13 protein-coding genes are annotated in these 15,571 nt (G+C 39.6%); 2 read left to right on the forward strand and 11 right to left on the reverse strand.

Annotation, left to right across the window (positions count from 1 at the left end):
* Positions 1 to 14: 14 nt before the first annotated feature.
* From ACH0AK_RS03475 to ACH0AK_RS03495, 5 genes are all read right to left on the reverse strand, one after another.
* Positions 15 to 2,204, reverse strand: coding sequence for an HD family phosphohydrolase (locus tag ACH0AK_RS03475; RefSeq protein ID WP_010734959.1), 2,190 nt, complete (start codon positions 2,202 to 2,204; stop codon positions 15 to 17).
* A gap of 21 nt (positions 2,205 to 2,225) precedes the next feature.
* Entirely contained in the window at positions 2,226 to 3,197 is a 972-nt protein-coding gene (locus tag ACH0AK_RS03480) for a PhoH family protein (RefSeq protein ID WP_010734958.1), read from the reverse strand.
* 333 nt (positions 3,198 to 3,530) lie between these two features.
* Positions 3,531 to 3,977, reverse strand: a complete 447-nt coding sequence (locus ACH0AK_RS03485; protein ID WP_010734957.1) for a GatB/YqeY domain-containing protein — start codon at positions 3,975 to 3,977, stop codon at positions 3,531 to 3,533.
* A 26-nt stretch (positions 3,978 to 4,003) separates the two neighbouring features.
* Positions 4,004 to 4,180, reverse strand: coding sequence for a 30S ribosomal protein S21 (gene rpsU, locus ACH0AK_RS03490; protein WP_002356740.1), 177 nt, complete (start codon positions 4,178 to 4,180; stop codon positions 4,004 to 4,006).
* A 164-nt stretch (positions 4,181 to 4,344) separates the two neighbouring features.
* A complete protein-coding gene (locus ACH0AK_RS03495) occupies positions 4,345 to 4,773 on the reverse strand; it encodes a Fur family transcriptional regulator (protein WP_010734956.1) in 429 nt (142 codons plus the stop codon).
* Positions 4,774 to 4,864: 91 nt separating this feature from the next.
* Here ACH0AK_RS03495 and ACH0AK_RS03500 point away from each other — a divergent pair, with 91 nt between their 5' ends.
* Complete coding sequence (locus tag ACH0AK_RS03500; protein ID WP_010734955.1) at positions 4,865 to 5,722, forward strand: pyruvate, water dikinase regulatory protein; 858 nt, start codon at positions 4,865 to 4,867, stop codon at positions 5,720 to 5,722.
* 228 nt (positions 5,723 to 5,950) lie between these two features.
* Here the strand turns inward: ACH0AK_RS03500 and ACH0AK_RS03505 are convergent, their stop codons facing one another.
* From ACH0AK_RS03505 to ACH0AK_RS03525, 5 genes are all read right to left on the reverse strand, one after another.
* Positions 5,951 to 6,250, reverse strand: a complete 300-nt coding sequence (locus ACH0AK_RS03505; protein WP_010734954.1) for an ArsR/SmtB family transcription factor — start codon at positions 6,248 to 6,250, stop codon at positions 5,951 to 5,953.
* A 65-nt stretch (positions 6,251 to 6,315) separates the two neighbouring features.
* Positions 6,316 to 8,043 carry a phospho-sugar mutase gene (locus ACH0AK_RS03510; protein WP_010734953.1) on the reverse strand — a complete coding sequence of 576 codons (1,728 nt, stop codon included), beginning with the start codon at positions 8,041 to 8,043 and terminating at the stop codon, positions 6,316 to 6,318.
* A 260-nt stretch (positions 8,044 to 8,303) separates the two neighbouring features.
* Positions 8,304 to 9,239: a thioredoxin-disulfide reductase gene (gene trxB, locus ACH0AK_RS03515; protein WP_023520004.1), complete on the reverse strand. Its 936-nt coding sequence runs from the start codon at positions 9,237 to 9,239 to the stop codon at positions 8,304 to 8,306.
* Positions 9,240 to 9,382: 143 nt separating this feature from the next.
* Positions 9,383 to 10,816 (reverse strand): 6-phospho-beta-glucosidase, encoded by a 1,434-nt coding sequence (locus ACH0AK_RS03520; RefSeq protein ID WP_023520005.1) that lies wholly within the window; start codon positions 10,814 to 10,816, stop codon positions 9,383 to 9,385.
* 5 nt (positions 10,817 to 10,821) lie between these two features.
* Positions 10,822 to 12,222 carry a 6-phospho-beta-glucosidase gene (locus ACH0AK_RS03525; protein ID WP_023520006.1) on the reverse strand — a complete coding sequence of 467 codons (1,401 nt, stop codon included), beginning with the start codon at positions 12,220 to 12,222 and terminating at the stop codon, positions 10,822 to 10,824.
* A 305-nt stretch (positions 12,223 to 12,527) separates the two neighbouring features.
* On the opposite strand from ACH0AK_RS03525, the gene ACH0AK_RS03530 reads away from it, so the two are divergent.
* A complete protein-coding gene (locus tag ACH0AK_RS03530) occupies positions 12,528 to 13,433 on the forward strand; it encodes a MurR/RpiR family transcriptional regulator (protein WP_023520007.1) in 906 nt (301 codons plus the stop codon).
* A gap of 246 nt (positions 13,434 to 13,679) precedes the next feature.
* Here ACH0AK_RS03530 and ACH0AK_RS03535 read toward each other — a convergent pair whose 3' ends face one another.
* The gene (locus ACH0AK_RS03535; protein WP_023520008.1) at positions 13,680 to 15,566 is read right to left on the reverse strand and encodes a beta-glucoside-specific PTS transporter subunit IIABC; all 1,887 of its coding nucleotides are present in this window, start codon (positions 15,564 to 15,566) and stop codon (positions 13,680 to 13,682) included.
* Between the last annotated feature and the right edge of the window lie 5 nt (positions 15,567 to 15,571).

A 15,571-nucleotide genomic window follows, 5' to 3' on the forward strand; every position in this document is an offset into this window, starting at 1 on the left:
TCGCTTCCTTCTTGCTATTCTTTTTCTTGTTTCATTTTTTCTGCTTCAGACTTCATTTTAGGGTATTTGATCCTTGAGTGGAAGGTACTGCTCAATCCACTAACAAGAGATTTTTCAACTTTGCGGATTTCTTTGAGTGTCAATCCACTATCATCAAGCTGACCATCAGAAATCCGTTCTTCAATCAAATTATGCACAAAAGCTTCGATTTTTTCACTGGTTGGATGATCCATCGCTCGCACAGCGGCTTCGCAACTATCCGCAATATTGACGATCCCAGCTTCCCGTGTTTGCGGTCTAGGGCCAGGGTAACGGAATTGTTCCTCTGTTACTTCGGGATTACGTTCTTTTGCTTTGATATAGAAATAACGCATCAAAGTCGTCCCATGATGTTGCTTGCAGATATCGATCACCATTTGTGGCATATCGTACTCTTCTAAAATCTTCGCACCGTCTGTCACATGCCCAAAAATAATTTGTTTACTATCTTCAGGAAGTAAAAAGTTATGGGGATTTTCCGCACCAGAAGGTAAGTTCTCCACGAAAAAGCTGGCATGTTTGATTTTGCCGATGTCATGGTAATAACAAGCCACACGTGTCAACAATGAACGCCCACCGATTTCAGCAACTGCATTCGCACTCAGATTCGCAACCATCATACTATGATGATACGTTCCCGGTGCTTCTTCTAACAATTGCTTCAATAATGGATGGTTCGGGTTACTCAATTCATTTAGAACGATCACACTGTCGTCATTCACTAATAGCTCAATATAAGGGTGCAGACCAATCGTCAGTAAATACGACAGAAATGCGCCCATGAAGCCACATACAAGTGTTAACCAAGTGGTGCCATCGCTAAAGCTCATGCCTTGATAAACCACTAAAACGACATCCATCAATAACGGAAAGACAACGACCCACATGATTGCTGGGAACCATTGTTCTGAAATACGTTGCCGTTTTAAAATGGCTGCTAAAAAGCCGGCAAATAGGTACGAGACCAAAATCACAGTCAAGAAATTCGTACCGATCGAATTGTAAAAAATGAATAGCGCTGAAACTGCTTGGAATAACGCAGCCATGATACCCGCTCTTCGATTCAAGAAAAAGTTTAAGACAAGCGGTACAAACGCTGCTGGGTAAAGTAACGGAATATACGTCGCTTGCTCTGTTTGAAAGACTTGGAAAAATTTCATCAATAAAATACTGATGGACATCGCTGTTACGTAGAAAAGAATATACTCTGTTCGTTTGAATAGATCTTTATACTGTAGTGAATTGTAGAATAACACACCAATTTGCAATAATACCGCTAGAATCATAGCGACAAGAGGAAAAATCGAAGTAGATTGACTCGTCAAACCTAACAACTCTAATTTTTTCATAGCAGCTGCATCGATTTGATTCCCTTCACGAACAATGATCTCCCCTTGGAAAATCATGACGGGTTGGATGGAGTCACGTGCCTCTTGCTTCAACTCTTCTGTTCGTTTTTCATTTAGCACATCATTCACAACAATGCCCTGATCGACTAAATAGCGGATCATTTCTTGTTGTTCTGCCGAAACATTCAAATACTGGATCTTATCATTTGCTTCTTGTTTAAAATTATCTAAATCACTTTCTCGAACTTGCTTACTCATTTGTTCGTCGATCAATTTCAAGCTTTCATCACGAACCGTCGTAATCTCGCTTTCTGACATATTCATGATCGTTGAGTAAAAACTATTTGGTAATTTTTGGTAGAACGCGACATCATCCGCATTTGAACTTTCGAATATTCGTTTCAATGCGGCTATCCGTTCTTCTACTGTTGGCTTTGGAACATTTTCATCTTCTTTTGCCTTACTGACTTTTTCTTCGTATTGTTTGTCGATCGTGTCATTCGCACGATCGATCAAAACAAACAGTTGATTGATCCGACGATCTTGTTCCGAAGCTAGGTCACTTTGGTAGGTGTACTCAGGTGTCACTGCTTCAGCTGCTAATTTCCTTTTTTGTTCGGTTTCTTCCGTGTTCTCAATCGTTTTATTGGCACGGATACTTTCTTCCGCTACTTGTCCCTCTCTAAAATCATTGGGCTTTTGCTTCACGCTGCTAAACGTGATCCCACACATCAATAGAAAGAAAAGCAATAAGAGAAAAGGTGCTGCAGCTTTCCCTAATTTCGCTTGAAGCTGCTGCAATATTTTGTTCAACATGTGGTAATCCTCCTAAAAAAGCTATTCTTGATGAAGATCCGCTTTTTCATAAGCTTTGATGATTTCTGCCACGACAGGGTGACGAACGACATCACTAGCTTCAAAATTCACAAAATCGATTTTTTTGATTTGTTTGAGTGTTCGTTCTGCATGGATCAATCCACTCATTGTCCCTTTTGGTAAATCGATTTGGCTCGTGTCCCCATTGACGATCATTTTTGACTGATAGCCAAGCCGAGTCAAAAACATTTTCATTTGGGCGACTGTTGTGTTTTGCGCCTCATCCAAAATCACAAAGGCATCATCTAACGTTCTACCACGCATATATGCAAGTGGTGCAATCTCGATGATTCCTCGCTCCATCAAACGATTGGTATGATCCAACCCAAAAATCTGGTACAGTGCATCATAAACTGGTCGTAAATATGGATCGACTTTTTCCTTCAGATCTCCAGGTAAGAATCCAAGATTTTCACCTGCTTCGACGGCTGGACGAGTCAAGATGATTTTTTGGACTTCGCCTTTTTTTAAGGCAGCAATCGCTAATACGACAGCCAAAAATGTTTTCCCAGTACCAGCTGGTCCTACGCCAAAGACCACATCATGTTTGGCGACAGAATCGACGTATTTTTTTTGTCCGCTGTTTTTGACACGGATCGGTTTGCCATTGCGATCTTTGACGATCTCTTGTTCATACATCTCAACAAAATAGTCCAATGTCCCTTTTTGAGCCATTTTCAAGGCAGTGACCACATCAGGCATACTGATATGGATCCCTCGTTTGATCAATTCTTGTAACGTTCGGATGACGGAAGCAGCCAAAGAAATATCGGTTTCTTCCCCGATGATCTGGATCACTTCACCTCTTGTGTGGATCGTCGTTTCAGTTGTTTCTTCGATCAGTTTGATATGTTTATCATGTGACCCTAAAAGCATACTGATATCATCAGTTGCTGTTAATCTAATATCCAAAGAACTAGACGCTTCTGTCAAAAATAGACATCTCCTTTATTTCAAATCGTTCTTACCTATTCTACCATAATCATGAAAAACTATATAGCGAATAAAATGAGACGACTTGAGAAAAAAGTTTTAATTTGGATTACTGAGACAAAACGTTCTTCAACTAAAACAACCTAATCATTTAGTAACTAGCAGAGATACCTGACTTTGATCATCAGTTGTCCGATTTATTTTAATCTATGAATCTTTTGTCAAGTAACAACAAACGTTTTTAAACAAAAAAATATTGATCAAAAAACTATTCTTTTAATGAACACAAAAAAACTACAGACACTTTCGCGTCCGTAGTTTCGTTTGCTAAGATTAAGACTGCAATAGTTCTTTTACGATAGCATTTACTTGATTTCCATCAGCTTTTCCTTTGACTTTAGGCATGATAACTCCCATGACTTTACCAAATTCTTTTGCAGATGAAGCACCTGTTTGCGTGATCGCATCTTGAACAAGTTGTCGAATTTCTTCTTCAGAAAGTTGCTCTGGCATATACTTTTCGACTATCACAATTTCACTTTTCACTTTTTCAGCTAAATCGTCACGTCCAGCTTCCTCGAATTCATGCAAAGAATCACGGCGTTGTTTCATTTCGCGAGACAACACTGTTAGTTCTTCTTCTTCTGTCAAGTCGTGACCTTCTTTAATTTGCTCGTTTTGTATAGATGACTTGATCATACGAATCACCTGTAAAGATTCTTTATCTTTAGCTTTCATCGCTGTCTTCATGTCATCGTTCAATCTACTTAGTAGTGACACACTACCAACTCCAATTCATCAAAGAACTAGAATTTTTTGCGTTTTCTAGCTGCTTCAGATTTTTTCTTACGCTTTACACTTGGTTTTTCGTAGAATTCACGTTTACGAGATTCTTGTAAAGTACCCGCTTTTGACACGGAACGTTTGAAGCGACGAAGAGCATCGTCAAGTGATTCGTTTTTGCGAACGACTGTTTTTGACATATTAATTCCCTCCCTCCGAGCTTAAAAAGTAACCGTAATTGTTATTGAAATGTTAATCTCAAGAAACAAGACTGTTCTATAAACATTATAGCTAAAGCAGTTTTGACCGTCAAGAGAATCTTATGATTTTTTTAAATAATCACCTGTTATTTTATTGAAAATTATTATTGACAGCTCTCACAGCGACCAAATATCTCAAAGCGATGCCCTTCAATGGTACACCCACTGAGTTGTTCTTCAAAATAATTCATTGGACACATATGGATTTCTTTTGTCGTCCCACAAACGGTACATATGAAGTGGTGATGATGCCCAATCTCGCCTTGACAACAATGAAAACGGAATTTCATTTCTCCATTTAGATCCGTTTCTTCCAAAAGATCTAACTCTGAAAAGTCATGTAAATTACGATAGATCGTATCATAGCTGACTCCTTTAAATTCCTGACTCATGTAGTCAAAGACTTCTTTTGCAGAGACGTAACGATTTCGTTTGATTAAATATGCGAGTAATGCTTCTCGCTTTTTCGTGTATTTGAACCCGTTATTTTTCAATGTTTCTAAAGATTGTTCGATCAATGTTTGTTTATTCATCATTATCCCCCAAATCAAAATGATTACGAAGTATGTACACTCGAGTATGGTATAATAAACCTAAAAAAAAAGCAAGCGAGGTTTTTTATTTATGACTGCCGAATCAAATGAAGTCGTCACCTTTTTTGTCATTTCAGACTCTGCAGGTGAAACAGCAACAAAATTAGCCCAAGCCACAATGGCGCAATATCCATCTATCGAATTTAGTTTATTTCGACGAACTTTTGTGACTGATCCAGAGACGTTGCAACGCGCACTAAATGATGCATTGTCAGAACAAGCATTAGTTCTCCATACATTGATCAACCAAGAATTGGTGGATTTAACAAATGAATTTTGTCAAAAAAACAAATTATACAGCTTTGATGTATTGACCCCGCCAATTGCAGAAATCGAGCGCTTGACTGGCATCAAACCGACACGTCAACCAGGGGCACTTCACTTATTGAATGAAAATTATTTCAAACGAATCAAAGCGATGGAGTTTGCGGTGAAATATGACGACGGAAAAGATCCTCGAGGTTTTTTGGAAGCCGATGTCGTCTTACTTGGTGTTTCCAGAACTTCTAAAACACCATTAAGTTTGTTTTTAGCCAATAAAAATTTAAAAGTAGCGAATCTCCCACTGATACCTCAAGCACATATCCCTAAACAGTTGTGGGAAATCGATCCGAAGAAGATTGTTGGATTAACAAATAACCCTGATATTTTAAATAACATTCGTAAAGAACGCATGCGTTCATATGGCCTGAATCCAGATACTGCGTACTCCGATATCGAAAAAATTCGTGCAGAATTGGAATTTGCCAATGAACTTTATGAAAAATTAGGGTGTGTCGTCATCAATGTTGCTTCTCTTTCCATTGAAGAAACAGCATCATTGATATTGAATGAGTTAGAGCTGGAAGACCATAGCTATTACGGCACAGAAACTTCGGAAGAGAAATAGCTTTTTATTATCTTTTTAAATGATAAAAATAGGAGTTGATCGAGGTCGGGACAGAAGTGTTCAACCTCGAGAAATAAGGCGCCATCCACGAAAATTGTTCTTCAAATTTTTGTGGATGGCGCCTTATTTCCGAAGTGGTTACTTCTGTTCCCGCCGTTTATTCGGTTTTAGGTGGTACAAGAGGACCAATGTCCCAGACACTTTCAAATCCTTTTTTAATGACTTTAGTTAGCTTTTTTGATGCTCTACATGTTTGATCGTTTGTTCTAAAATATCTAATACATGAAAGTCATCTAAACTGTAAAGGATCGTTTTTCCTTCACGTCGTGATTTCACCACGTGGTTTTCACGTAACAACCGTAATTGATGAGACACAGCCGATTGTTCCATTTGAACAGATTGACTGATCGACGTCACATTTTTTTCACCATCTTTTAAATAAAGTAAAATATTCAAACGTGTCGGATCACTTAATACCTTGAATAATTGACTCACTTTTTCTACTTTAATGTTTTGATTCCCCGACAAACGATTCACCTCCAAAAAAAGACTGACTACTAAAGTGTACCACTTTTTTCGTCAGTCTCAACTGTTTATTCTTCTGTCATTGATTTGATGCTAGCTTCAAGTGCAGCAATTTTTTCTTGTGCTGCTTGGTTTGAATCACCTTTGACACCAATATAAAATTTGATTTTTGGTTCCGTTCCAGAAGGACGGATCGCGATCCAACCGTCTTCTTCTAGTGTATATTTCAATACATCTGAAGGTGGAGTCGTTAGTTTTTCTACATTTCCTTGGTCATCTGTTTTTGTCAGTGCCTTGAAATCTTCTGTTTGTAAAACTTTTTCTCCGGCAAATTCAGTTGGTGCATCTTTTCTGAATTTCTCCATCAGTGCTGCAATTTTCGCTGAACCTTCTTGCCCACTCATTGTGACTGAAATTGTTTTTTCTGCATAATAGCCATACGTTTCAAAAATCGATTGTAACCCATCATAAAGGGTCTTACCTTGTTTTTTATAAAATGCAGCAACTTCTGCTAATAATAATAGTGCTTGAATCGCGTCTTTATCGCGAACGAATGGTTTGACTAAATAACCGTAGCTTTCTTCAAAACCAAACATGAATGTATGCGCCTTGGTTTCTTCAAATTGTTGGATTTTTTCAGCAATAAATTTGAAGCCAGTCAAAACGTTCATCATTTCTACACCATAATGTCTAGCGATTGCTGTCGGTAGTTCACTTGAAACGATTGATTTCAAGACCGCCGCATTTTCTGGCAGTGTTCCTTTTTCTTTGTGAGCTTCTAGGATATATTGGACAAGCAAAGCGCCGATTTGATTTCCAGTCAATACTTTGTATGAACCGTCTGGCAAGCGTACAGCTGCACCTAGACGATCGGCATCTGGATCAGTAGCAATCAATAGATCTGCGCCTTCTTTTTCGCCTAAACGGATTGCGTATTCAAAAGCAGAGTGTTCTTCTGGATTTGGTGATTTGACTGTGGTGAAGTCTGGGTCAGCGACTGCTTGCTCAGGAACCAAGACAAATTGTTCAAATCCCGCTTGAGTCAACGCACGCTCACCTAACATTTTGCCTGTTCCGTGTAACGGCGTGAAGACTAGCTTCAATTCTTTCCCTAATGTTTCTACTAATTCATGATTGATCGTCACTGCTTTGATTTCTTCCAAGTACGCTTGGTCGATTTCTTCGCCGATGATCGTGATCAAATCACTATTTTTTGCTTGTTCTTCTGCTAAAACTTCTACTTTTAATGGATTGCTGATGTTTCGTACATATTTTGTCAATGCGTCTGCATCAGCAGGCGGCATTTGTCCACCATCTTCGCCATAGACTTTATAGCCATTATATGCCGCTGGATTATGAGAAGCTGTAACCATGATCCCAGCGAATGCGTTAAGATGACGAACCGCAAATGAAAGCTCTGGGGTTGGTCGTAAGCTTTCAAATACAAAAGATGGAATACCATGTTGCGCTAAAGTTTTTGCCGCTTCCATTGCAAATTCTGGCGATTGATGACGTGAATCATAAGCAATCGCTACCCCACGTTTTTTTGTTTCTGCTCCTTGTTCATCCATAAATTGTGCAAGCCCTTCTGTTGCTTGACGTACAGTATAGATGTTCATTCGATTGATTCCAGGTCCTAAGATCCCGCGCATTCCTGCTGTACCAAATTCCAAAGGTGCGTAGAACGCATCTTCTAATTTTTCAGGATTTTCACTTAATTCTTTTAATTGTTTTTTTAAATTTTCTTCTAATGATTCTTCAGTTGCCCATTGCTCGTAAACTTGTTTCCAAGACATGAAGCTGACACCTCTTTCTAAAAATATATTCCTTTCTAAGTATAGCATTCTCTATTTAGATAGCAAAGCATAAGAAAAAGAGGTCAGGAAAGAAGTGTTCAGCCTCGAGAAATAGGCGCCATCCACGAAAATTGTTCTTCAAATTTTTGTGGATGGCGCCTTATTTCCGAAGAGGTTACTTCTGTTCCCGCCGTTTATTCGGTTTTAGGTGGCACATGAGGACTAATGTCCCAGACACCTTTCGTTTTTTAAATCATTAGTTATCCTTGAGCGTTTGGCGTTTCTTCTAATGCTTCCAAGTATTTATACACTTGTTGTCCAGCAATCCCGCCATCGCCTACTGCTGTGGTGATTTGGCGTAGATCTTTTTCTCGCACATCGCCAATAGCAAACACACCAGGCATATTCGTACGCATATCTTGATCTGTTGGAATCCAGCCAGCAGCATTCGTGAGTCCTGCTTTGCGGAAAGGTTCAGTTAATGGATCTAGTCCAACGTAGATGAACACACCGTCAGCTGCTAATTCGATTTCTTCCCCTGTTTTTGCGTTGTGCCCTTTGACACCAGTAACGACCATATCATTTCCGATGATCTCATCAGTGATCGTATCCCAAACAAATGAGATTTTTTCGTTCGCAAATGCGCGATCTTGGATGATTTTTTGCGCTCTTAGTTCATCACGACGATGAACGATAACGACTTCTGAAGCAAATTGTGTCAAATACACAGCTTCTTCTACTGCAGAATCGCCACCACCGATCACGACTAAGCGTTTATCACGGAAAAATGCACCGTCACAAACCGCGCAATAAGAAACGCCACGTCCAGCATATTCTTCTTCGCCTGGTACTCCTAGTTTACGATGGATACAACCAGTTGCAATGATGACTGTTTTTGCTTCGTAACTTTTGTCTTCACAGATGACTTCTTTATAGTTGCCATGATCTTTGATATCTTGGACGATACCGTAGACATTTTCAGTTCCAAATCGTGAAACACCTTCATACATTTTATACGCAAGGTCTGGCCCCATGATCGAATCAAATCCAGGATAATTTTCTACTTCTGCGGTGTTGTTCATTTGCCCACCAGGTGCCCCTTGTTCGATCATCGCTACTGATAAGTTTGATCTTGAAGCATACAAAGCAGCGGTCATGCCAGCAGGTCCTGCACCAATTACGATTACATCATACATATGTAGATTCCTCCGTTTTAAAATCAAGTAAGCCTACTTTACAGCCAATCACACAAAAAGTCTATTGTTCTGCCTACGAGTTTCGAATAGATATATTATACTCGAAATCGATAGACAAAAACAATAGACATTCTTATTCTATCCTATTTGTTCGCTAGATTTTCACCATTCGAAGCAATCACTTGTTTATACCAATCAAATGATTTTTTCTTTGTTCGTTTCAATGTACCATTGCCTTCATTGTCACGATCAACGTAGATAAAACCATAGCGTTTCTTCATTTCACCAGTTCCAGCAGAAACTAGATCGATACATCCCCAAGTCGTATAGCCTAAAAGATCAACACCATCTAATTCGACTGCATCTTTCATCGCTTGGATGTGTGAAGCAAGATATGAAATGCGATAGTCATCTTCCACATAGCCATTCTCATCCGGAGTATCTACCGCGCCCAAACCATTTTCGACAATAAACAATGGTTTTTGATAACGATCATAAATATCATTCAAGGTTACCCGTAAACCTAATGGGTCAATTTGCCAGCCCCATTCACTTGCTTCTAAATAAGGGTTTTTCGTTGATTCAAAGATATTTCCTGCGGTTTGTTCTAATAGTTTTGGATCGGTTGTTGAAACACGAGAAGAATAATAAGAGAATGAAATAAAATCAACAGTATGTTGTTTCAATAACTCTAAGTCTCCTGGTTCCATTTTGATCTCGATGCCTTGGCGTTCCATTTCTTTTAGTGCATATGCTGGGTATTCTCCTCTTGACTGCACATCGATAAAGAAGTAGTTTTCACGGTCTGCTTGGCGTGAAGCCCAGACATCTTCTGGTTTACATGAATAAGGATAATAAGCCCCCGCAGCTAACATACAGCCGACTTTATTCTCAGGGTCGACTTCATGCGCGATTTTTGTGGCAATCGCACTCGCTAGTAACTCATGATGAGCTGCTTGATATTTGACTTGCTCTACATTGTCACCTTCTTCAAAATACAAGCCAGCGCCCATGAACGGTGCATGTAAAATCATGTTGATTTCATTAAAGGTCAACCAATATTTTACTAATCCTTTGTAACGGTTAAAGACCACGTGACAAAGGTTTTCATAAAATCCGACTAATTCACGCGAACGCCATGCCCCATATTCCTTGACTAGATGCATCGGGCAGTCAAAATGGGTGATCGTTACTAAGGGTTCGATCCCATACTTTTGACATTCTTTAAAGACATCTTCATAGAATTTCAACCCTTCTTCGTTTGGCTCTTTCTCATCACCTAATGGAAAAATACGGCTCCAGGCAATCGATAGACGGTAGGTTTTAAAGCCCATTTCTGCAAATAAGGCAATATCTTCTTTATAGTGATGGTACATATCGATCGCTTCTTTTGCTGGATAAAAATGTTCGTCATCAAACTCAAACATTTTTTGTTGACCGGTAATCACTGGAAAACGATCTGGACCAATCGGCACGACATCTACATTGGCTAAGCCGCGCCCTCCTTCGTCGTATCCACCTTCACATTGATTGGCAGCTGTTGCGCCACCCCATAAAAAGTCTTTTCTAAATCCCATCGTTGTTATACTCCTTCCACTACACGTTTTTCTGACAATTCTCTTGCTAATTCATCTTGCACTTCGATGCCTTCTGCTGTTAAGCGATCGATGGCTTCTTTAAATTGTGGTAAATACTCTTGATGAGCAATAAATAATTCATCCATCATACGTTTTGCTGTTTTACCAGAACGAACTAATGGGTTGATCGTAAATGCTTGTAACGCCGTCCCGTAATCACCTGTGACAGCTGCTTCGATCGTCAACAACTCCATATTTTTCATCACTTGTAACCAGCCACGTTCTGCTGTAGGTAATGAACCAAAAGCAACACTTCTTGCTCCTTGCGCGCCTACATACGCTGTTACTTCAACGACACAGTCTGCTGGTAGATCAGGCACTGCCCCATTGTTTTTCGTTGAGACAACGATTTGAGTTTCTTTATTGCCATAGATCGAAGCAATCGTTTCACACGCAGCATCCGAATAATAGGCACCACCTCGTTGTTGTAATTGTTCTGGTTTATGATCGAGTTGCGGATCTTTGTATAGCTCAAACAATTCCGCTTCTGTTTGTTTGACTTGTTGTGCTCGCGTTCCGATCGTGTGGTATTCTTCCAACGCATGCTCCAACATTTCTTCTTCACGATAGTAATAGCGGTGATAGCCACAAGGAATCATTTTCATCTGATCGAGTTGTTCTCTAAAGAATGGCACATCGAATATGTTTTTTGGCAACCCGTTATCTTCCGCATAAAGTTGTTCAATCAACTCTTCTGTACGATCATTTCCTTTTGCATCCGCTACTTTGTGCCAATGGAAATGGTTCAGCCCAGCAAATTTATAAATCAACTCTTCTTTCTTTTCACTGATCATGACTGGCTCTGTCATCATTGCCATTACTGGTACATTGCACAATCCAATCACTTTGTCCCATTTCCCATAACGAACGACTGCTTCAGTCACCATACCGCTTGGATTAGCGAAATTGATCAACCAAGCGTTCGGACAGAGGCGTTTCATGTCTTCAACTACTGCTAAAATGACTGGGATCGTACGAAATGCTTTGAACATTCCCCCAGCTCCATTGGTTTCTTGGCCTAACATGCCGTAGTACGCTGGAATGCGTTCGTCTTTTACACGAGCATCCAATTGACCGACCCGAAATTGTGTAGTGACAAAGTCCGCATCTTTCAATGCTTCTTCGCGATCTAAGGTGGCATAGATTTTCACGTCATATGGAGAAGCATCCCACATCCGTTGGGCCATTTCACTGACGATCGCTAGTTTTTCACGCCCAGCTTCGATATCGACTAACCAGATTTCACGAATCGGCAATTCATCGTAACGTTTGATGAATCCTTCCATTAGTTCCGGTGTGTAACTACTTCCGCCACCAATTGTCGCGATCTTGATTCCTTGATTCATACACTCACTCCTTCTTCTTTTTTACAACTCCATTATCATTTTTGTAAATAAAAGTCACAATACTTTTTAACCAATTTGAATAACCATTTACAAAATGCTCGATATTCTTGCATTTTTTTGTAAATTTATTGCGCATAACAAAAAGAAAAATAATGAGAAAATCCAAATAAAACCTAATTTTTCAATCAAAATAAACGAGTAAAGGAATTACTTCTCTTTTTTTTGTTTCATTGACACACTAAATAATACCGTTTACAATTATTTTACATATTTTTAACTAAAAACGTAAAAAAGAGGATCGAATTATGCTATTAAAGGAAAAGCTTAAACAAATCAACTTTTCACCTTCAGAAAGCGAAGTCATCCGTTTTCTCCAAGCCAATGAAACAACTCTGGCCGATCGAACGATTCAACAAATTGCTGAAACTTGCTATGTCCATCCTTCTACTTTGATTCGGATCGCCAAAAAAATGGGTTTTCACGGATGGGTGGATTTTAGAGATGCGTTCATTGCTGAAACAGAATATCTACAAGGAAACTTTCAAGAAGTGGACGCCAATCTCCCTTTTTCCGAAAATGAAGGCATCATGACGATCGCTAATCGGATTGCGGCACTTGAACGTATGACGATCCAAGATACGTTATCCTTGTTGATGCACGACGATCTCCAACAAGCAAAGCAACTTCTGCTGCGATCGAATAAAATCGTATTATTTTCGAGTGATACCAACACATTGATTGCTCAATCATTCAAATTGAAAATGAATCGGATCAAACAAGAAGTGACCATCGTGCCCACATCTGGCGAGTCCTATTACGATGCCTACAATTGTCAGCCTGAAAACTGTGCGATCTTGATCTCTTATACGGGAGAAAATCAGATGATGCTTCGGACTGCTGAAATTTTGAAAGAAAAAAATGTGCCGATTTTATCGTTGACGAGCATCGGTGAGTCCAGTTTGTCCACAGCGAGCGATGTGGTATTACGCCTGACAACACGTGAACGATTGTACTCAAAAATCAGTAGTTTCACGATCAATACGTCGATCTCCTATTTGTTGGATGTGTTATATAGTTGTGTCTTTGCTGAACATTATCGTGAGAACCTCGATTATTTGATCGAAGTCGGGCAAAAAGTCGATACACGGCAGATCAGTTCATCCATTATGAAAGAAGAACTATTTACCGATTCAATCGAAGATGGCGATTAGTCTACTTTTATAGCGGGAACGATCAGAAAGATTCGTTCAGAACAAAGTTGCTCCTTGAAATTTACTCTCTAATTAAATAGCTGAACTTCTAAGAAAATAAGCCGTAACATCCAAAATATGAGAGGAAACCCTCGGATGTTACGACTTTTTTTGGAATCAGGTACTTAGAAACATTCTCCTGTGGAAAAATGCTTTTTAACACTAAGCTAACTTTCTAAAACCTTGATCTAAAGGGCTTTGAACTCATCAAGTCAACGCTGTGATCAACTCATCCCCATTCGTCACGATCTTCGATTGATTCTCGACGATATCGAGGTAATCTGCTGAATTGGTAATGATGACAGGGGTTTCTACACTATAGCCTTCACTTTCGATCGCATTGATATCAAATCGCAATAAGACGTCTCCTTGTTTCACTTTATCCCCTTGTTTCACAAAAGACTCAAAATGTTTCCCTTCCAATTGTACAGTGTCTAACCCAACATGGATCAACAGTTCTAATCCACTTTCAGAAACTAAACCGATCGCATGTTTTGAAGGAAATAACGTCATCACTGTCCCATCGAATGGTGAAACGACTTCCCCTTTTTCTGGATAGATCAAGATTCCTCGTCCTAACGCGCCTTTAGCAAATGCTTGGTCTTTTGCTTCGCTTAAAGATGCAATACCACCTTGGATCGGTGTTTTGACGATTTCTTTGATTTTACTTTCTTTTTTCTCAGACACTACTTCTTCGGTATCTTTCCAGAACAAGAAAGTCGAAGTAAAACCGATTGTTACTGCAATTGCGATACCGATAAAGGCATTGTACATGCCACTTGCATCGCTACCACTAATGAAGTTGACCACTCCGAAGATGCCCAATCCACCCATTGTATAACTTGTCGTACCACTCATCATCAAATAGATACCAGAGATTGCCCCACCAATCATTGAATAAATGAACGGGGTCTTTTTAGGTAGAGTGATTCCATAGATGGCTGGTTCTGTCACACCAAAGATTCCTGAGATAAAGGCAGGCATACATAAGGCTTTCATTTTCTTGTCTTTAAACTTGAAGTACATTGCTAATACCACGGCGGTTTGTGCAAAACTTGCCCCAAAAACACCTACAAGCATTTGACTTGAGCCATTTTGTGCCAACTGCATGATCGCCAAAGGAATGATACTCCAATGTAGACCGAAGATAACTAATACTTGCCAGAAGAAGCCTAGAACCCCACCATATAATGCTGGTGAAAAATCCATCAATGCTTGGAAACCTGCACTCAACCACTCTGTTAACAAGCTAACGATTGGGCCAATCACCAAAAAGCCGATCGGTAGAGCAATCAATAAGACCATAAAAGGAACAACAAATGTTTGGACAACTGTTGGAACGATCTTCTTCGCAAATTTTTGGACTTGTCCGGCAAAAGCAATGATAAAGATGACAGGAATGACACTTGATGTATAAGAAGCTCCTACCCAGGGAATACCCAAGAAACTTTCATATGCAGGTAATCCTAAAAGGCTAAGCGGCGCTGCAGCACCTTGATTGGCTGCTTCAAAACTACTTTGTAATGCGGGACCTTGCACGGTCGGATAGACAAGGGCTGCACCGATGACGATGCCGACCATTGGATTCAATTTGAATTTTTTAGCTGCTGTATACCCTAGAATAACTGGCATGAAATAAAAGATCGAATCACCGATCCCATTTAACATGATATAAGTTCCGGAAGTCTGCTCATAAAATCCTAAAAAGATAAATAATGCATTCAATCCTTTGACCATCCCGGCAGCTGCTAAAGCTCCTAAGAAGGGTTGGAAACAACCACTTAAAATATCGATCAAACGATTAAATATATTGCCTTTCGCAGGGGCTAATTCCGCATCTTCTGAAATCCCTGCTACACTTAATACATCTGCATATACGTCTGGTACATGATTACCAATGACTACTTGGTATTGCCCACCGCTTTTCATGACGGTCACGACACCATCCATATTCTTCAATGTCTCGTCATCTGCTTTACTTTCGTCTTTTAACCGAAAACGCAAGCGAGTCACACAGTGCGTCAAACTACTGATATTTTCTTTTCCTCCAACATATTTCACGATTTCTTTTGCTAAATCTTGGTATTTTCCCATGTTCT

The organism is Enterococcus pernyi (assembly GCF_045371165.1).
GTDB classification, from domain to species: Bacteria; Bacillota; Bacilli; order Lactobacillales; family Enterococcaceae; genus Enterococcus_B; species Enterococcus_B pernyi.

Excerpts from the sequence above, each read along its gene's own strand:
- ACH0AK_RS03475 (WP_010734959.1), bottom strand. The coding sequence starts at position 2,204 with ATGTTGAACAAAATATTGCAGCAGCTTCAAGCGAAATTAGGGAAAGCT.
- ACH0AK_RS03525 (WP_023520006.1), bottom strand. The coding sequence starts at position 12,222 with ATGAATCAAGGAATCAAGATCGCGACAATTGGTGGCGGAAGTAGTTAC.
- rpsU (WP_002356740.1), bottom strand. The coding sequence starts at position 4,180 with ATGTCAAAAACAGTCGTTCGCAAAAACGAATCACTTGACGATGCTCTT.
- ACH0AK_RS03530 (WP_023520007.1), top strand. The coding sequence starts at position 12,528 with ATGCTATTAAAGGAAAAGCTTAAACAAATCAACTTTTCACCTTCAGAA.
- ACH0AK_RS03495 (WP_010734956.1), bottom strand. The coding sequence starts at position 4,773 with ATGAATAAACAAACATTGATCGAACAATCTTTAGAAACATTGAAAAAT.
- trxB (WP_023520004.1), bottom strand. The coding sequence starts at position 9,239 with ATGTATGATGTAATCGTAATTGGTGCAGGACCTGCTGGCATGACCGCT.
- ACH0AK_RS03520 (WP_023520005.1), bottom strand. The coding sequence starts at position 10,816 with ATGGGATTTAGAAAAGACTTTTTATGGGGTGGCGCAACAGCTGCCAAT.
- ACH0AK_RS03510 (WP_010734953.1), bottom strand. The coding sequence starts at position 8,043 with ATGTCTTGGAAACAAGTTTACGAGCAATGGGCAACTGAAGAATCATTA.
- ACH0AK_RS03535 (WP_023520008.1), bottom strand. The coding sequence starts at position 15,566 with ATGGGAAAATACCAAGATTTAGCAAAAGAAATCGTGAAATATGTTGGA.
- ACH0AK_RS03500 (WP_010734955.1), top strand. The coding sequence starts at position 4,865 with ATGACTGCCGAATCAAATGAAGTCGTCACCTTTTTTGTCATTTCAGAC.